Annotated in this window: 10 protein-coding genes and 1 pseudogene; 7 read left to right on the top strand and 4 right to left on the bottom strand. The window is 41.1% G+C overall.

The window, feature by feature from the left end; genetic code table 11:
* Positions 1–200: pseudogene (locus tag BLR60_RS14325) on the bottom strand (ISAon1 family transposase); the annotation flags it as partial.
* A gap of 67 nt (positions 201–267) precedes the next feature.
* Positions 268–633, bottom strand: coding sequence for an ISAon1 family transposase N-terminal region protein (locus BLR60_RS14320; protein WP_090500984.1), 366 nt, complete (start codon positions 631–633; stop codon positions 268–270).
* A 666-nt stretch (positions 634–1,299) separates the two neighbouring features.
* On the opposite strand from BLR60_RS14320, the gene BLR60_RS14310 reads away from it, so the two are divergent.
* Entirely contained in the window at positions 1,300–1,908 is a 609-nt protein-coding gene (locus BLR60_RS14310; protein WP_090500980.1) for a GNAT family N-acetyltransferase, read from the top strand.
* A gap of 160 nt (positions 1,909–2,068) precedes the next feature.
* Positions 2,069–3,466, top strand: a complete 1,398-nt coding sequence (locus BLR60_RS14305) for a S41 family peptidase (RefSeq protein WP_167354742.1) — start codon at positions 2,069–2,071, stop codon at positions 3,464–3,466.
* Positions 3,467–3,803: 337 nt separating this feature from the next.
* Here the strand turns inward: BLR60_RS14305 and BLR60_RS14300 are convergent, their stop codons facing one another.
* Positions 3,804–5,078, bottom strand: coding sequence for a PepSY-associated TM helix domain-containing protein (locus tag BLR60_RS14300; protein ID WP_090500976.1), 1,275 nt, complete (start codon positions 5,076–5,078; stop codon positions 3,804–3,806).
* Positions 5,079–5,105: 27 nt separating this feature from the next.
* Positions 5,106–7,595, bottom strand: a complete 2,490-nt coding sequence (locus tag BLR60_RS14295; protein WP_090500974.1) for a TonB-dependent receptor — start codon at positions 7,593–7,595, stop codon at positions 5,106–5,108.
* Between the two features lie 380 nt (positions 7,596–7,975).
* On the opposite strand from BLR60_RS14295, the gene BLR60_RS14290 reads away from it, so the two are divergent.
* The 5 genes from BLR60_RS14290 to BLR60_RS14270 all read left to right on the top strand — a co-directional run bounded on the left by BLR60_RS14290 (position 7,976) and on the right by BLR60_RS14270 (position 19,655).
* Complete coding sequence (locus BLR60_RS14290; RefSeq protein ID WP_244155667.1) at positions 7,976–10,150, top strand: alpha-galactosidase; 2,175 nt, start codon at positions 7,976–7,978, stop codon at positions 10,148–10,150.
* Positions 10,151–10,153: 3 nt separating this feature from the next.
* Positions 10,154–12,145, top strand: a complete 1,992-nt coding sequence (locus BLR60_RS14285) for a glycoside hydrolase family 97 protein (RefSeq protein ID WP_090500971.1) — start codon at positions 10,154–10,156, stop codon at positions 12,143–12,145.
* Positions 12,146–12,158: 13 nt separating this feature from the next.
* Entirely contained in the window at positions 12,159–13,949 is a 1,791-nt protein-coding gene (locus tag BLR60_RS14280) for a glycoside hydrolase family 2 protein (protein WP_090500969.1), read from the top strand.
* Between the two features lie 5 nt (positions 13,950–13,954).
* Positions 13,955–15,136: a glycoside hydrolase family 88 protein gene (locus BLR60_RS14275; protein WP_244155666.1), complete on the top strand. Its 1,182-nt coding sequence runs from the start codon at positions 13,955–13,957 to the stop codon at positions 15,134–15,136.
* A gap of 436 nt (positions 15,137–15,572) precedes the next feature.
* Positions 15,573–19,655, top strand: a complete 4,083-nt coding sequence (locus BLR60_RS14270; RefSeq protein ID WP_208600640.1) for a hybrid sensor histidine kinase/response regulator transcription factor — start codon at positions 15,573–15,575, stop codon at positions 19,653–19,655.
* The last annotated feature ends 55 nt before the right edge of the window (positions 19,656–19,710 follow it).

Below are 19,710 nucleotides of genomic sequence, written 5' to 3'. Positions count from 1 at the left end.
ACCGCTTCAGCTTTGGTACCTGCAACAATGGCCACAATAGACCCTTTTTTACCCTTGGCGGCCTTATTGGCGATGATGGTGTAGAGTTCGCCATGCGACAGGCTTGTTTCATCAATGGAAAGGTGCCGGCCGAGGTTCTCTGGATACAGCAGCCATTTATCTGCATGGCTTTTCTGCTCCCAGGATTTGAATTCGCTCAAATAGTCACGGTAATGCCGCAGAAGTTTTCTTCCATCCACGCCATAAAACTTACTGACCGTATAGATATCATTCGGGGCTGTATCGACTGATTTCTTTTAAAAAAGCCGCGAATTCCCCTGTCATCCGCGTTCCTTTTTCTACCAAAGTCCAGTTCCGGTAAATCACCTCATTGCTCTGGGTATCAATCCACCTGCGCCGCTTGATATGATAAAAAACATTATGGCCACGTATAGGGAAATCCTGAACGGTAATTTCAGGAAAGAAACCCTTTGAATGCACTTTGACAGAGGTAAGCTCGGACTGGAGATTGTTGATTTCCTCAAGATGGATATGAAAGGTGTCAGGATCTTCTACAACACCGGTAATGGTAAAATTCGATAATATAAAATCCGGTAAGAATAAATTGAGTAAGGAGGCTACGGTAGAAGGCATGTAAAATGAAAATAGTAAAAAAAAACAAAGCTATATGTTTTAATCCTACTCCACAACTTTTGGTGTTGATCCATTAAAAAGTGGTTCGATGTTTTGATGTAAAAATGGATACATGTTTAAAAATGTCCTTTTTAGTCGAGGAACATTGATTTTGAGGTTCGAGCACCGTCATTGAGTTGCCTACTAGCCAATTTTTTCTGAAATAAAAATATCTTTTTAGCCTACTTCTAATTATTTCTTTTTTTCTTAAAATGGATTTAAGTCTCTTTACAATATGCCCGCTTAGGAAATACATAAAATCTAAAGTTTCTTCAGCGGCTTCTTCTGTAAGTTCTTCTCCTTGTTTCTCGAAGTAGTCGATTACTTTTTGCGTCGTGATGGATCTTATATAAACTTGTGCCTTTTTGTCTTTAACATGTTTTAACACTTTAAGGGAAATTGGTATGATCTATCTTTTTTATATTTGATATGGTGTAAAAATCTAATAAATCCAAATCTATGTCTAAATTCTTGGTCAAAACTTAATTTAAAATGTTGTTTTTGATGTTTTTTGTTTCTGTTATAATTACTGCCTAAAATGTTGACATAAGTAGAATCGTCCGAGATCTAGCAGCTAATCTGCCTATAACCTATACATCTATTGACGTGAAATAAGATAAATTATAAATGAACGAAGTAAATTTTAATTATAAAACGGACTATATTTTACAAGACGAAACGATTTTTCTAAGACCTTTGGAAAGGGGTGATTTTAAACATCTTTTAAAATTCTCAATAAATGAGCCCGAAATTTGGGAATTTAATATCGGTGGTGCCAACGGTGAAGAGAATCTGTTGAAATATATCGATAATGCCATAAACCAAAGACAAAGCGAAAGACAATATCCGTTCATTATTTTCGACAAAAAAACCAATGAATATGCCGGAAGTACCAGGTTTTACAATATAGACTTAGGAATGAAGACCATTGAAGTCGGCTATACTTGGTATGGGAAAAAATACCAGGGGACAGGAATTAACAAAAATTGCAAATATTTAATGTTCGACTTTGCATTTGACAAGTTAGGGGTTGAACGAATTGGACTTGGGGCAAACAGCAAAAATCAAAGAAGCATAAACGCAATGAAAGGAGTTGGGTGCACAGAAGAAGGGATTTTAAGAAGCCGAAGTTTTGACCAAAACGGGAACAGGATAGATGCGGTAATTCTGAGCATCTTAAAAAATGAATGGAACGAGACTTGGAAAACGAAACTTAAAGAAAAAACGATAAAATAAAGCACTACTGCCAAAAGTGTGGCGTCAAGCGGGTTGAAGTGAAACACTCAACACTAGGTTATCAAATAAACCTTAGTACTAAAAACCATTTTTTTTGCTTCGATTTCCTCTGCGAATGCAAAGCCTCGAACTGTTATTGGGAGTTCATAATTCATATAAAATGATTAAAACGATAAAGATTCTTTTTTATTTCTTAACCTTATTTTCAGCCAAAAGCCTAGTTGCTCAAACAGTAGCTGAAGATGCACTAAAAGGCGTCTGGAAAATGAGAGGATATGGAAAAATTATAGCTATTGATGATGCTTTAGTAAGCAGTTATGACACAACTGCTATCTCCTGTACCCTAAATTCTCGATTGAAAAGAGATAGTATTTTGCAGATGGGCACTATTAAGAGGGTAGATCAAAATTTACTTACGATTACTGAGGGTATTAAAACCTACACGCTAGATAAAATAGGCAAATTACCAAACAGCTTTGAACATAATTTGCTGAAATCTGAGGATTCGAATTATAATTTTGACGTTTTCTGGAACATGATGGATGAAAATTATCCATTTTTTAAAGAGCGGAAAATAGACTGGCTAAGCATTAAAGAAAACTATGGAGGCAAAAGGATCAAAAATAAAAATCAACTGCGTCATATTTTAAAAAATATAATCAAACAGTTAAATGATGGGCATACTACCTTGATTATACCTAAAAAAAATGGCTTGGTTCCTCATTACAGAACGAGCAAGAAAACTGCTGTTTTAGAAGACAAAATTTTAGAACGTTATGTTAAAAACCCAATAAGATATGGAGAAAGTATTAAGGGCAACGGTCTGTTAAACTACGGAATTACTGAAAATAATGTCGGGTATATACAGATAAATAATATGCTGTTTTTTTCTGACAAATACAAAAATCCTGGCGGTTTGTCAGGCTATGATTATTTATTCGATTACCTGAACGCATCCGCAGGCAATCCTAACCATTTTGAAGATGAAAAAAGAGGAATTAGCCGGCTAATGGAGGAAATCGTCAGAAAATTACAGGGAACAGATGCTGTAATTATAGACCTGCGTTTCAATTCGGGGGGGTATGATCTGGTGTCATTAGAAATTCTAAGGCATCTTATTACTGAAGAGACTAAAATATATTCTAAAAAAGCCAAGATATTAACCGGGTATACTGAACCGCAGTTATTTTCTATTTTACCAGTCGACACAACATATAGTAAACCTGTTTTTTTGCTCATAAGCCACCAAACTGCTAGTGCCCCTGAAGTACTAGCACTTGGCTCAGTGGCAGTTAAGAACATTACTCGTATAGGGTCAGATACTGAAGGCATATTTTCTGATATCCTAGAAAAAAAAATGCCTAATGGTTGGACAATAAACCTCTCTAATGAAGTTTACCAAGATATTAATGGAACTTGTTACGAAAGCATAGGGATTCCTCCAAATAAAAAAATAAACTATTCTCACAATGAAAATGTGTTTATAAGAAAATTGAAAAGAAATATTAACAGTGGAGATGAAGCTATTGAAATGGTTTTTAAATTAATTGAGAAATAAATTATTGTAATTGCTGCAATAATACATTTAGGCCTAATGAAAAGTTATTTAAGGGAGACAGTTGTTCTGTTTGATAAATTTCTTATTCAATGAGTATTTCGATGTTTCAAAATTTTTGAAAGAAAACAATTTCTATCAACTAGTCCATAAATAGTTCGAATACGCAGCATTACTGGCAAAAAACCTTGAAAATAAAAGGCTTTTTGATGACCAGGTCATAGCAGAGAAATCTCTCAATAGCAATAAGTTTACAAGTAAATACAGTGATGTATTTACTTGTATCTTTTTTTGCGTTTAAAAAGCAAAACCCCGGCTTTTTACAACCGGGGTTTCTTCTTTATATTTTAACCAGTAATTGTTCCGCAGGTTCCGGAGAGCTATTGGCAGGCTGTTTTGCTAAAATTTTCCCCGGTTTCTTTTTCTTAAACTTCCGGCCATACCAAACCAGGAATCCGGTAATCGGTAAACTGGCGCCAATAAGTGAGGCCAGAAAGGCCAGCACTTTGCCAGGGAACCCTAAAATACTGCCTACGTGGATATCGTAATTCATCTTCCGTAGTTTCTCTCCAAAAGAGGCTTGCGCATAGGTTATTGAATAAGCATCATGTCGCTTTAGTTCTTTCAGGGTGTGCTGGTCAAACGTGTAGCCCTGGCTGTTATAAAACTGTCCTTTATTTGGATAAACCGTGATGTTGATCGCGGCCTTGGCATCTGCAGTATCGGCAAAACTATAATAAAAACCCATTGATTTAGGGTGGCGCGTGATTACCCGGTTCCAGGCCATGTCCATCGCTTTTTCCGGCTCGTAGCCTTTTCCTTTTAGTGTGGAGTCTGAATCCAGGCGTTTGTATTCTGCCAGCTTATCGCCACCTGATGTAACCCAATATATACCTTCACTATACCATTTAATACCATATACCATTCCGGTAAGGGCTATGGCCAGCAAGAATAATAAAGCGTAAAAGCCCATTACGTTGTGCAGGTCGAGATTTAACCGTTTAAAAGATGCACCCCATTTGATCTTAAAACTTTTATTACGTGTGGATTGATTCCATTTTTTAGGATACCACCAGATCAGCCCGGTAATCAGCAAAACAACAAAAATCAGGGTACCATAGTTAACAATTGCGCGGCCTATTTGAGGAGGCATCCAAAGAAAACGGTGTCCGTTTAAAATAAACCTGAAGAAGTCTGATTCACCAGGCTGATGCACTTCGGTACTAATTACTTCGCCTGTATAAGGGTTCACTTTCAGGATGGTATTACCTGTACGGCGATCCTTCGGACCGGCATTGGCAGCCCGTAAGTTTAAGTTAATGGCCCTGCCTTGCTGGTAATTGGCATAAGATGGTACTTTCTCCGGGTGAAGCTTTGCCGCAATCTGCATCAAATCAGAGGGTTTAACTACAGGCTTATCCTGCCAGGCTACTTTCGTATCTGGCTCCAGTAGCCCGGTAATTTCTTCATTAAATACCCATATACAACCAGTGAGGCATACGATGAGTACAATAATGCCAGATATTAAACCCAGCCACAAGTGCAGCCAATTGTTTATGCGCTTAAAAAGCGGATCTTTTTGCTTCTTCTTTCCTTGATTTCGCGTCTTGGTCATAGTGCCTGTTTTATTGATCGGAGATGATTATTTAAACCGGTAGGTAATACTCAATCTTGCGTTGCGCGGAACCTCATAGATATAAGTATAGTACGAAACGGATGTTGCCGTTTCAGTGGCCAGCTTGGTATATGATCCCTGTGTAAGCAGCCTGCGGTCCAACAGGTTATTCACCAGCGCAGCAATGGTTATTTTACCTTTTTCATAGGAAACGCCTGCATCAAAACGATAATAAGCTGGTAGCATTAATGGAACAGTAGTAGATCCGGCATAACGGCCCAATTGGATCTGATACCCGGCACTCAATCCGAAACCATTCAATAAAGATCCTTGTTTCTGGTAGCGGTAGGATAACCAGCCGTTGGTGATGTGTTTAGCCGAGTTAGGGGTATGCCTGCCTACCAGTTCTGGTTTAGCATCTTCACTTACCTTCGCATCAGTTAGCGCATAATTTAACACAACGTTTAGTCCAGTGATAATTTCCCCATTGATATCCAGTTCAATACCTTTGGAGATGATACCGCCCAATTGGATCTGGGCATTTGGGTTCATCGCCAGGTGTGCCGGATCCAGGTCGGCAGTTAATACATTTTTCTTCTTAATGCGGAAGGCAGCAGCGGTTACGTTCCATTTACCGTCAAAGAAATCTTTTTTAAGGCCCAGTTCGATATTATTGCCACGGATTGGCTTGAATGGGTTTCCGGCATAATCCTGGCCGGCAACAGGCAGAAAGCTTTGGTCGTATAGCGTGTAGGCACTAAAATCTTTCGCCAGGGTTACGCTTAAACCGGCCCTTGGGCTTAAAACATTATCAGAAAGCTGCGTCAGGTTTGTTTTACCCACGGTTACGGCATGTGTAAAACGGCCAGCTAAGGTTAAACGAACCCGTCCATCCAGCATGCGAAGCTCATCTTGCAGGTAGGCACCGGTATAGGTCAGGTTAGTGGCATACACATTTGATCCCGAACGGTTCTGAATGCTGCGCGAACGATCGAAGACAGGAATCTTGTCAAAAGGAATACCATAAACCGGGTTATAAATATTAAAGGTAGCATTGTTTGCCAATTGCAGATCGGGCTCCTGTTTGCTGGAAAAGTCGCCCCAGGTTTTCAGGTTACCCATATCCAAACCACCTAAAATGCGGTGTACAACAGCTCCCGTAGTCAGGTCGCCCATCAGGCTTACCTGGATATTTTTATTAATAGCCAGTTCTTCACTGATATTCAGGTAGCGGCGCATATCGCCATTTGGTGCTATTTTCGACGGCCACGGGGTACCACCATCTAGACCATAGCGAAGGTAAGCTGCCTGGGCATTAATTTTCCAGTCATTATTTAAACGGTGGCTCACATAAACCGTGGCATTGTGGTCATAAAGCTTTGCAGGGTCGAGCGCCGGATCGCCAAGAAAGAAACTCGGGTCTGTATCGCCAAATCCTTTCGGCGAAAAACCGTACGAACCCAGTGCCTGTGCTTCCACATGCTGCGTAGTATATTCAGCAGTAATCAGTGTATTGCTATCCACCTGGTAACTAATTACGGGAGCAATAATGTATTTATCGGTGTAATTGTATTTGTTGTAACTATCTTTGGTTTGTGCGGCTACGTTTAAGCGGAACAGTAACCGGCCATCGCGGCTTAATTTACCATCCAGATCAGCAGCTACGCGGCCCAGGTTATAACCTCCACCCACTACACTTACCGAACTACGGTTTTGACCGGTAGGTTTTTTGGTTACCACATTATAAATGCCGCCGGGTTCGCCGTTGGCCATCATAAAACCAGAGGGACCTTTTACAAATTCAATGCGGTCTATAGTAGCTGCATCGTCAGCTAATGGTCCCCAGGGCATTTTTTGATTCATACCATTCCGGAAGGCCGGAATACTGGTGCCACGCATAAATATATTGGCATATTGGGCATCCCAATGGCCTACGCGTAAGGTACCGCTCACATTTCTGGTTACCCCATCAACAATATCAAATACCTGCTGGTCTGCCAGTATCTTACTGGTTACCACCTGGATATTCTGCGGTACTTCGATTAGAGGAGATTGTAAACGTAATGAAGGAGATACTTTATCCACTTTATATCTTTTCTTATTCGTGCTGATCTGCACCTCGTCTAGCTCCGAACGGTTTTCTTTCAGAGAAAAATCAGCAATCACAGTAGCACGTGCTGAAACCTGTATCTGCTTTTCTTTTGGAAAAAGCCCAATCGCCGAAACCACCAGTGTATAATCACCAACCGGCACACGCCTGATCTGGTAAAAGCCATCTTCGTCGGTTACAGAGCCATAGCGGGTGCCTTTCAGGACTACGCTTACATTAGCAGCCACGCTACCATCGGCAGTGGTGACTCTTCCTCTCACTACACCCGTTTGTTCATCATTGCGGGTTTGAGCAAGACTATCTGTAAGATTTGAATAACTTCCTGTCAGCGAAGTACCAGAACTGGCATGAGCTGCAAATATTCCTGTGCAGCACACGCCTAAGAGTAAAATTTTCTTAAATTGCATTTACTTTTAATTAGACGTTAAAGGGATCCGGGCTTAAATCCGGTAATGCCACACGGAGTTCAGATCCGCTGTGGCATTTTTTTTGCAAAGGTATATTTATTTAGAATAAATCCAAATAGATTTTGGTATTTAGGCCTAAATCGCTTTAGCCAACTTATTATGCACCTTACATTAGAGAACAGCAAAGGATCAAAACACTGCGAATTAGCGATCTGATTTCGATAATTATTCGCCCACTCATCATCGCGAATCTAGATGCTTGCTGTCAACGCCTGCGTTAAAAAGAGGTAAATGATGCTTAATTGTACAAAAATGAACCATTTCCGTACAAAACTGAACCCATCCTTAGGCGTAAGTAGCTAGTTTTGGAATCTCCAAATATGACAGTTACAAATTATGAGATCAACAGGCGGTGCCTTCCGCAAAGTTTCGTTCATCTTCCCCCGCAGGTGATAACGATACCAATATTTGCAAAGAGGAAAAGCTATTTAACAGGGAAAGTTTATACCTTTTTACTGCTGCTTTTACTTTTGGCGGCCGGTATGTCGTGCTCTGCACAGGATGGATGTTACAGCCGCCTGGATCAAGATACCCTGACGATAGGCAATCAATTTATAGAGCGTAAGTTTATCTGGAACAAGGGAAATGTGATTACGTATAGCTTAAGCGACAAAAAAGGCAGGAAAGTTTGGCTGAACAGGCTTAAGAGTCCTGATTTTTACATTCAAGTTGGCAATGCAACTCAAAATGGGCATTACGAAGTATCCGTGAGAAAAGACAATGCCATTCACATCTCTTCACAGGAAACCATTATTTCTTTTTCTATTGGTAGTCTTGATATCAAACGAATTTACCGGATTAATGCGCTAAGTGCTTCAATCGCCTGCGAAACCTATTTGAAAGGACAACTATCGGGTATAGCAGGCGGGCAACCGGCCAATGCCGCCGATCAGAAAAACATTGAATTTGCCGATGATATGAAGGTCAATAGTTCTGCCACCGTTTTAGATCAGTTAAAGCTGGACGGTTTCCATTGGCAGGTTAAAGCGGTCGAATTTCTTGACGTAACCGACTGGAACAACAACCTGGTACTGGAAAATAAGTTTATTCCCTATAGAAAAAAAGGTTACCGGGGCAACTTGCTTTTTGCACACAACCAGGAAAAAGAGGCTGGTTTTTTCTTCTTAAAAGAAGCGCCAGCTTCCAGTGTACAGCTGGCCTATGGCGGTCAGGATTTTACGACTGAGTTTGGGCATTTTGCGGTAAACGGATTGGGGCTAATTGCCAGGGATATCCGAGTAGATGAGTGGCGCAAAGCTTATACAGTGGTATTGGGCGTTTATAGCGGAAAGGAGTTTAACCAGTTACAAGCGTTACGTGGCTATCAGAAAACCATCCGTAGAAATGAACCACAGCGAGACGAAATGGTGATGATGAATACCTGGGGCGATAGGAGCCAGGATGCTAAAGTTAATGAAAAATTTAGCCTGTTAGAACTGGAAGCTGCAGCCAAACTGGGTATCACCCATTTTCAGATCGATGACGGATGGCAGCAAGGGAAAAGTCCAAATTCTGCCTTAGCCAAAGGATCTTTTAAAAACATTTGGGACAACCCCAATTATTGGAAACCTGATATGGCAAAATATCCGAATGGACTTAGTCCAGTCGTAAAAAGAGGTAAAACGCTGGGTATAGAGATTTGCTTATGGTTTAACCCCAGTATTCAGCAAGACTATGCAGACTGGGAAAAAGACGCTTCGGCGATGGTCGGACTGTACCGGATGTACGGAATCAGGACATTTAAAATTGATGGGCTCTCTATTCCCAACAAACAATCGGAAATTAATCTAACCAAAATGTTTAATATGGTGTTGAGCGAAACAGAAAACCAGGCTGTTTTCAATCTCGATGCCACTGCGGGTCGGAGGGGCGGTTATCATCTTTTTACCGAATACGGCAATATTTTTCTGGAGAACCGTTATACCGACTGGCAAAATTACTATCCTTACTGGACACTCCGCAATTTATGGCAACTTTCTAAATATGTAGCACCAGAGAAGTTGCAGATCGAATTTTTAAATAAATGGAGAAATGCCGACAAGTATGGCCAGGATCCTTTCGCTCCTTCCAGCTATACTTTCGAATATCTATTCGCCATTACCATGGCCGCCCAGCCGCTCGCCTGGTTTGAAGGTACGGGCCTGCCCAAAGAAGCGTTGCAATTAGGAGAATCGATTGCGAAGTATAAAAAGGTGCAGCACGATTTTCATCAGGGAACCATTTTACCGATTGGTGACGAACCTTCAGGCAAATCATGGACTGGTTTTCAATCGATTCAAAAAGATAGGGGCTATTTTATCGTGTTCAGGGAAAACACGCCTGATGAAACGGGCATACTGGAGACCTGGTTACCCGAAAAGGTTAAAATACAATTAAAACCGCTACTTGGACGAGGGAAGGCGATGATTCAAACCGCTGGTAGAAAAGGAGCCTTGAAAGTAGCCTTGCCTGCGATAAATGATTTTGTGATGTACAGCTATACCATTTTAAAATAACCAATGAAAAACATATTAAACCTTTTCCTTTTAACGTTCCTTAGCATCCCCGCAATCGCCCAAAAGAGGGTTAGTCTTAATTCTCCCGACGGGAGGTTGCAGGTGGATGTAAGCATTGCGGATAGTATCCGTTTTCAGTTGGCGCATGATGGTGAACACGTACTGAATTCTGGCGCCATAGCCATGAAACTAGGAAATGGGAAAACCTTCGGTATCAAATCTCACTTGAAACAAAGCAAAACCATTACCGTTAAACAGGAAATCCCTGCCTATTTTTATAAAAGAGACCGTATCAATGATGAATATGCAGAATTGACGCTGGAATTTAAGGAAGATTACAAACTGATTTTCCGACTTTACAATGAAGGAATGGCTTACCGGTTTGTATCTATGGCTAAGCAGGATTTTCTCGTGAATGAGGAATTGGCCGCTTTTCATTTTCCAAAAGATTACAAAGCCTACATTCCTTATGTAAAAACCAAAGAGAAAACCATTGAGGGCCAATATTTCAATTCGTTTGAAAATACTTATACCTACAGCCATTTGAGCACAATGGATAAGCGTAAGCTTGCATTTTCTCCTTTGGTTGTAGAATTGGATGAGGGAAAGAAAGTATGTTTGGCCGAAGCTGATTTGCAAAGTTATCCGGGTATGTTTCTTTTTAATCCTGCCGGAGGAAATGTTCTGGAAGCCAACTTTGCTGCTTATCCAAAATCTACCGGGCAGGGCGGACATAACCAACTGCAACAAATCGTCACCTCACGCCAGCCTTACCTTGCTAAAAGTAGGGCACAAACCAAATTTCCCTGGCGCATTGCCATTGTAAGCACCAGCGATAAAGCCCTGGCGGATAATGATATGGTTTACAAGTTGGCCGAACCCAGCCGTTTAAAGGATATTTCGTGGATAAAACCCGGAAAAGTGGCCTGGGAGTGGTGGAATAACTGGGGCTTGAGTAAGGTAGACTTTGTTTCGGGTGTTAATACCGAAACTTATAAGGCTTATATAGATTTTGCCGCCAAAAATAAAATTGAATATGTGATTCTGGATGAAGGCTGGGCCGTAAATCTTAAGGCAAGCTTGTTTGAGGTTGTACCTGAAATTAATCTGAAAGAACTGGTTACTTATGGCAAATCTAAAAATGTAGACCTTATTTTATGGGCAGGGTACTATGCCTTTGCCCGCGATCTGGAACAGGTTTGCAAACATTATGCGCAGTTGGGGATAAAAGGTTTTAAGATCGATTTTATGGACCGCGATGATCAGGAAATGGTTGATTTTCATTACCGGGCCGCAGAAACAGCCGCCAAATATAAGTTGATGGTCGATTTTCACGGTACTTATAAACCTACCGGGCTGAACCGGACTTTTCCGAATGTAATTAATTATGAAGCCGTAAATGGTCTGGAGCAGATGAAATGGACCGGACCAGAGATGGATATGGTTACCTACGATGTGACTATGCCTTTTATCAGGATGATCGCTGGCCCGGTAGATTACACGCAGGGTGCCATGCGTAATGCAACTAAAAGTAGCCATAGGGGAATAAATGATGAACCCATGAGTCAGGGAACACGCTGCAGGCAACTGGCAGAATATGTGGTTTTTGAATCGCCCTTAAATATGCTTTGTGATAGCCCGGACAATTATGCGAAGGAGCAGGAATGTACCGATTTCATTAGTGCTATCCCTACGGTTTGGGATCGTACCATCGTACTTAATGGGGAGATCGGGCAATACATTACTACTGCCCGCCAAAAGGGCAATAACTGGTACCTGGGTGCTTTAACCAATTGGGAAGCGCGCAAACTTGATCTTGACCTCAGTTTTCTTGGTAGCGGAGATTATGTCGCAGAAATTTATCAGGATGGGATTAACGCCAATAAAATCGCTACAGACTACAAAAAGCAGCGGATGGAGATCCCTACCGATCGAAAATTATCCATTAGCATGGCTCAGGGCGGTGGTTTCGCGATGAAGATTTTTGAAAAATAAACACCGTAATTTTATGAAACCAACCAGAACCATTTTTAATCTACTCCTACTATTGTGTTGCTTTTTTTCTAAGCTTTCTGCCCAGGAGACCCTGGTTAATGTATACGGCAGAACAACACAATCCCTTAACGGGAAATGGGAAGCGATTATAGACCAGTACGATCAGGGACGGAAAAACAAAATTTACCTTAATAAAAAACCAGCCGGAAAGACAGATTTCTATGAATATGCCTTTGATGGTGGCTTAGAATTAAATGTGCCTTCAGACTGGAACAGTCAACTGCCAGAACTCAAATATTATGAAGGTACGGTTTGGTACGCCAGGCATTTTGATGCGCCCAAAGCAGATCACGAACGCCTGTTTATTTACTTTGCTGCGGTAAGTTATCGTTGTAAGGTTTATCTGAATGGAAAGGAAATTGCCGAACATGAAGGTGGTTTCACGCCTTTTCAGGTGGAAATAACAGATCTGGTGAAACCATCAGACAACTTTTTAGCCCTGGAGGTAAACAATACCCGGACAGCTGATGCTATTCCCGCGAAATCATTCGATTGGTGGAATTATGGAGGCATCACCCGTGATGTGATGCTGGTATCAACCCCAAAGATATTTATTCAGGATTATTTTGTTCAGCTGGACAAACATCGTGCTGATCAAATTAATGCGAAGGTTAAAGTTGTCGATAACCAGAAAAATGTAGCGCTAACCGTTGAGATTCCTGAACTGAATATCAAACAAAAGCTGGTTACCGATCAAGACGGGACTGCTAGCGTATCAATCACTGGTGTAAAAAAAATACAGCGCTGGTCGCCTGATGCGCCTAAACTTTATCAGGTGGTGATATCTACCAGCCAAGATAGGGTAGAAGAGCGGATCGGTTTTAGAAACCTGGCGGTAAAAGGAACACAGATTTACCTGAATGACAAGCCGGTTTTTCTCAAATCCATTAGTTTTCATGAGGAAATTCCACAGCGTAAAGGTAGAGCTTTCTCTGAGGCAGATGCCATGATGCTTTTATCTGAAGCGAAAGCTTTAGGCTGTAATATGATTCGTTTGGCACATTATCCGCAAAATGAATATACGGTACGTGCAGCCGAAAAAATGGGTTTTTTGTTGTGGGAGGAAACCCCAATATGGCAAGGGATTAATTTTGAAAATCAGGAAACCAAAAAGAAAGCCGGAAAAATGATCAGCGAGATGGTGATGCGGGATAAAAACCGATGCGCCATATCTTTCTGGGGCATGGCCAATGAAACCCAGCCATCTGCTGCCCGGAATGAATTTCTAAAATACCTGATCAAATGTACGAAAGATATTGATAGCACCCGTTTAATTACGGCTGCATTCGATCTGGTCCGGTTTAATCCGGATAAACAACGCTTTGTGATGGACGACCCTTTTATAAATGAAATTGATGTGGTGGCTGTTAATAAATATATGGGTTGGTATCATCCCTGGCCAGTTACACCAAAAAAGGCCATTTGGGACGTGGCCAGCAACAAACCTCTGATTATTTCAGAATTTGGTGCTGAGGCATTGTATGGGAAAACCGGTGACGCTGATATAGCAAGTTCATGGAGCGAAGACTACCAGGCCCAACTTTATAAGGATAACCTGGAAATGTTTAAAAATATTCCAAATCTCAATGGAATATCACCCTGGGTATTATTCGATTTTCGGTCGCCATTTCGCTTTCACCCCACTTATCAGGATGGCTGGAACAGAAAAGGACTGGTTTCTGATCAGGGATTTCGTAAAAAAGCCTGGTATGTTATTGCAGATTATTACAGAAACATCAAATGAAATTTATGAGGAGATATTTTTTAGTGCTGTTGTTATCAGGGTTATTATGGAGCAACCTTGCAAATGCGCAAAACTTGAAAACCATTGTCGATCAAGCCCTGTCTTTTGCTGAACAGCAAAGCCTGTTAATGGCCAGAAAATACGAGCATCAGGTAGGTGTATTACCAAGGTCGTTCGAAGCGGGCAAAAACACCATCTCTGATTCACGTTGGTGGTGCAGCGGATTTTTTCCTGGGTCTCTATGGTATGTTTATGAGCATAGCAAAAATCCAGCACTGTTAGCATTCGCCAAATTGTATACGGCCAGGGTAGAACGCGAAAAATTTACCACCGATAACCACGATGTAGGTTTTATGCTGTATTGCAGTTTTGGCAATGGTTTTCGATTAACCGGCGATACATCTTATAAGGCTGTTTTGCTTAGAGGAGCGCAGTCGCTGGCTACCCGCTATGATCCAAAGGTTGGCCTCATCAGGTCGTGGGACCATAACAAAACCGCTTGGCAATATCCAGTCATTATCGATAATATCATGAATCTCGAATTGTTGTTGTGGGCCAGCAAGCAATCAGGGAATGCACAGCTAAAGAAAATCGCACTTTCACACGCAGATAAAACCATGGAACACCATTTTAGGTCCGATTTCAGCTCTTACCATGTGGTTTCATATAACCGACAGACTGGTCTTCCACATAAAAAGCAAACACATCAGGGTTATGCCGATAGTTCTGCATGGAGCCGTGGACAGGCCTGGGGCCTTTATGGTTATACTTATCTCTATCGGGAAACCAGGGAAAAACGCTACCTGGATCAGGCCATGCATATCGCAAACTTTCTGATCAATCATCCTAAAATGCCAAAAAATTTCATTCCTTATTGGGACTACGATGCTCCGGTGCGGGCCGGTACGCCAAGAGATGCCTCAGCGGCCTGTATTACGGCATCTGCACTGACCGAATTGAGCGATTTTGTAAATGCCGATACGAAAAAGAAATATATGGAAGTGGTAGAAAAGCAAATCCGGACACTCGCTTCTGATGAATATACGGCAAAGTTGGGCGAAAACGGAAATTTTATCCTGATGCACAGCACGGGAGCATTTCCCTTTAAATCTGAAGTAAATGTGCCCTTAACCTATGCAGATTATTATTATCTGGAGGCGCTTAGTCGTTTGAAGAGAAGATTGTAGGATGGGATATCATAAAATATAGAATGGGCATCTTGAGGGATAATTTACGGTATAAAAATCAATAGGAATGACGGATCAATTTTAAGGAATACATCCCCGGGAGATCGTCATCCCCAACTTGATCCGATAGCTATCGGATGGGAATCTTAATGCAACCGCCTTAAGATTCCCGCATGCGCGAGATCCGATAGCTATCGGATGACGGCGATTCTTTAAATCTGTCATTGATAGCGACAAGCTAAACTCAACGTAACAAATCCGAAATGAATTACAATTTATGATATCCACACTTAACCATGGCGATTATAACACTTATTTTAGCTGCATCCCAGTTGCTATCGATATCAATCAGATGGAAATGGAATAATGGAAAGATGAAAAAATTAAATAATCATTAGAAAGTCCGATAGAATACCTGATTATGCATTTTAACTTTATGGATATCCGGAAAATCGCTTATTTGCTGTTCTTTTGTTGTGCTTTTTTGCTAAAAAGTGCGGCGGCAATTGATATTTCCAGGTATCGGTTCCATGTCATGCCCGAAACATCGTATTACAGTGGTATTCAGAGCATCACCAAAGATAGCTTAGGACGCATGTGGTATACTGGTCCCGACGCTGTTTTTATGTATGACGGGAACAGTTTTTATCAGTTAAATGAATTGGCCTCGAAGAGCGACCCCAAAGTAAAATGGGCTTACGGTTCTTTGGTGACAGATAAAAAAGGTGGATTATTTTTGGGCACTAATCATGGTTTATTGAAGTTTAACTATGGGCAATTTAATTTTGAACTGGTTCTCCCTGGAAAAATCCGCTCCATCTGCCTCCATAACGATGGCAATCTATACATGCTCTCTGGCGACAGCTTATATATATCTGGTCGGGGGAAAAAGGATTTTAAGAAAATTAAACTTCCTAGCAACAGTTATTTTGATAGTGTAATTAGCCTGAAAGGAAATATTTATCTCTCTCAGGAAAATTTACTTTACAGGTTCGATACCAGAACGGCGCACTTTTCAGTTTTTACCAATCTGGGTCAAACATCCTTTGTGGTGAACGATGCTGTGGCCTATCAGGGCGATTATTATTTCCTAACCCAGCGGGGTGGCATTTTCGTGACCGATACCAAAGGTGTAATTAAAAAAAATATACCGATTACCGGCCCGGGCTTCCAAACTACGATGTCCAAAAAAATCTTTATTGATCAAACGGGCATCATGTGGATAGCCACACAGTCTGGACTGTTGCTTTATGATCCACAGACGCAGATCAGCAAGCTGCTCAAAATGAACCCGAACGATGCTTTTTCATTGCCCAATAATTCGATATGGACCATTTATGGCGACCCTGACCAAGGCGCCTGGATTGGTACTTATGGTGGTAAAATCGCTTATTGTTCACCTTATGATGCTTATGTCCGCTATTTTACAACCAGCCCTGGCGGACTTAACCACCCGATAGTAAGCGGTTTTCAGGAAGATGATATGGGCAATATCTGGATTGCTACAGAGGGCGGTGGGCTTAACTATTGGAACCGGAAAGATGACAGCTTCCGCCATTTTACCAAGGCCGAAGCCAATTCCATCAATTCTAATATGGTTAAGCGCTTAAAATTTGATCCTGACCGAAAAAACCTCTTTATTTCTTCTTTCAACGGCGGTATTTCTGCTTATGAAATGGCTACAAAGCGTTTTAGTAACCTTAACATCCTTTTTCCCGGAAGCAAACAGCCTTTAACGGTGTATGATTTTGTACGGGATGCCGGGGGAACCTGGTGGATGACCGATCCGGATAAAAATTTCTTCCACCGCAAGAAAAACGAGGCAACAGAAACGGAGATCGTTAAATTGATCGCTGCAAACGGACAGGCACTGGATGTAGAGATTGAGGCCATTTCACTTGATCAGCAGCAGCATCTTCGTCTGGTTACTCATCAGGGGCTTTATATTGCGGATCCCCAAACGCTTAAAGTGTTGCGTCACTATGTCATCAAAGATGGTCCTTACGCGGTGAATCACCTGGGTTGCTACTATGAAGCATCAAATGGCGACCTCTGGCTGGGTACTTCGGGGAGAGGTATTAATCTTTTAAAGAAAGACGGTCGCTATCTTAATTTCAATAGCACCAATGGTTTTCCTCCTAAAATCGTTTTTGGTATTTTGGAAGACGATATCTCAGGAAATATTTGGTTTAGCACAAACGATGGACTGTATTTTTTCGATCAGAAAACGCAGAAGTTTGAAAAAGCCAGATTTTATAAAGCAAATAGTTGCGGTTCGTTCTATTTAAGGTCGGCCTATAGAACTAAAAAAGGAGAGCTATTATTTGGGGGCACAAATGGGTTTGTACTTTTTGATCCGCAATACCTCAACAAAAACATCCAGAAACCGAAGGTGTTTTTCACCAGCTTATTAATTAACAACCAACTGGTAAGCAATACAACGGAAGATTCACCTTTAACCAAAGATATTTCTACCTTAAGCAATCACGATGAGGGTAAGTTTACACTTTCCAATAAGCAGTCGAATATAGAAATCCGTTTTTCATCAAACAGCTACTTATCGGCAGATCAAAATCAATTTTCTTACCGCATGGTTGGCTTAAGCGATAAATGGCTGAAGATGAATCCTAATCAACACGCTGTTCAGTTTTTTAATTTACCGGGGGGAGATTATATTTTTGAGATCAAAGCCTCCAACAACGACGGGCTTTGGGGCAACGAAATTTCAAGGCTTTATTTTCATGTCAATCCCCCGTTTTTCCTATCCTGGTGGGCCTACGCCATTTACACTTTAATTGTACTTGGTCTCTTGTTTTTCATCATGCGGTATTATACCAATAAAAAGGTTTTTAAAGAACGGTTGGCATTAGAGGCGCTCAAAGAACAGAATATGCGGGATTTGAACCAGGCGAGAACTGATTTTTTCACCAATATTTCACACGATCTTAAAACCCCGCTTACCCTGGTGCTCGAACCACTGAAGCAGTTAAAAGAAACCGTTCAGAAAAATGACCATGCGGCGGGCTATATGCAATTAATTGAGAAAAATGTGGCGCGCATACAGCGTTCAATTAGTCAATTGCTTCGCTTTAGGGAAATAGAAAGTCAGAAAATAACCCTAAATCCACAGGTTGGCGATTTTATCGGTTTTGTGCATGATGTTTTTGGACTTTTTGAACTCTACGCGAACAAAAAGGAAATAGAAACCAGTTTTAATGCTCATGCAGATCAATTATTTGTGGCTTTCGATTACGATATTATTGAAAAAATACTAACTAATCTTTTCTCGAATGCCTTAAAGTATACCTCTAACAAAGGTTATGTAGGCGTCAGGATTTATCAATCTACAGCCGAGGAACAGTCGAGGTTAGCTATGGAGCCGGATCACCTTGAAAGGGAATACATTTCTGTTGAAGTGTTAAATACCAGTATAGGTTTTTCAGAAGAGCAGATTGCCACACTATTTACATCCTTTAACCGCTTATCGTCTTATCGCCCTACTTTTGAAGAAAGTTCAGGTCTTGGCCTTGCCATTGTAAAGGAACTGGTAGATGCCATTGAAGGCAAAATCTGGATGGTAAATAAAACCAATAAAGTTTCTTTTACCATGATGCTCCCGCTTAAAAAAGAAGCAGGATCAGGCGATATGCAGTCGAACGTATACGATTATACCATCTCCGAAATTGATGAAATCCTTTTAGAAGCCGTAGAACCCGATCTATCTCCCAAGCATGCCAGGAAATCGACCAGCATTTTGTTGATTGACGATGATCCTAACCTGCGTAACTATCTGGAACGCCGCTTGTCTGAAAAGTACAATGTCTATTTGGCCAGCGATGGTCAGGAGGGCATTATCAAAGCTGAAAAAATATACCCGCAACTGATGATTACCGACCTGATGATGCCCAATACCAATGGGTTTGAGGTATGCAACCACCTGCGGCAGAACTTTAAAACCAGCCACATTCCCATCATCATGATTTCGGGCATGGGCGATGTAAATCAGAATAAAACCAAGGCGCTGGAACATGGCGCAACCGTTTTTATTGATAAACCTTTTGAAGTGGAATACCTGATTCAGCAGATAGATACCATTTTGAAAAACCAGCAGGAAATGAGGGAAATGTACAGCAAGCGGCTGGTCGTAGATCCCGCTAATGTAACCATTACTTCTATGGATGAGGAATTGCTGATTAAGGCCATGAAGTTTATTGAGCAGCATATGGCCAATCCCAATTACTCGGTAGACGATTTTGTGTCGGACATGAATACCGGAAGGACGATCCTGTATCAAAAGATCAATGACATTGTGGGCATGTCTATCAAAGAATTTATTCTGAACATCCGCCTGAAAAGAAGTGCCTACTTATTGGAACATGCAGATTTAACTGTAGCAGAAGTTGCTTACCAAACCGGATTTAATAACGCCAAATATTTTAGTGTATGCTTTAAAAAACAATTTGAAACCAGTCCGTCTGAATATAAAAAGCGCTATAGTTCAGAGAATAATGCCGTTTAAGAAATTATTGCCAAGCATGTAGACAATTGCACCGTTAAAGCACACTCATTAACCA

This window comes from Pedobacter terrae, from assembly GCF_900100705.1.
In the GTDB taxonomy this organism is placed as follows: Bacteria; Bacteroidota; Bacteroidia; order Sphingobacteriales; family Sphingobacteriaceae; genus Pedobacter; species Pedobacter terrae.
This window is presented reverse-complemented; position numbering and strand designations above follow the sequence as displayed.

Coding starts and splice junctions, on each gene's coding strand:
- BLR60_RS14320 (WP_090500984.1), bottom strand. CDS start 633: ATGCCTTCTACCGTAGCCTCCTTACTCAATTTATTCTTACCGGATTTT.
- BLR60_RS14310 (WP_090500980.1), top strand. CDS start 1,300: ATGAACGAAGTAAATTTTAATTATAAAACGGACTATATTTTACAAGAC.
- BLR60_RS14305 (WP_167354742.1), top strand. CDS start 2,069: ATGATTAAAACGATAAAGATTCTTTTTTATTTCTTAACCTTATTTTCA.
- BLR60_RS14300 (WP_090500976.1), bottom strand. CDS start 5,078: ATGACCAAGACGCGAAATCAAGGAAAGAAGAAGCAAAAAGATCCGCTT.
- BLR60_RS14295 (WP_090500974.1), bottom strand. CDS start 7,595: ATGCAATTTAAGAAAATTTTACTCTTAGGCGTGTGCTGCACAGGAATA.
- BLR60_RS14290 (WP_244155667.1), top strand. CDS start 7,976: ATGACAGTTACAAATTATGAGATCAACAGGCGGTGCCTTCCGCAAAGT.
- BLR60_RS14285 (WP_090500971.1), top strand. CDS start 10,154: ATGAAAAACATATTAAACCTTTTCCTTTTAACGTTCCTTAGCATCCCC.
- BLR60_RS14280 (WP_090500969.1), top strand. CDS start 12,159: ATGAAACCAACCAGAACCATTTTTAATCTACTCCTACTATTGTGTTGC.
- BLR60_RS14275 (WP_244155666.1), top strand. CDS start 13,955: ATGAGGAGATATTTTTTAGTGCTGTTGTTATCAGGGTTATTATGGAGC.
- BLR60_RS14270 (WP_208600640.1), top strand. CDS start 15,573: ATGGATATCCGGAAAATCGCTTATTTGCTGTTCTTTTGTTGTGCTTTT.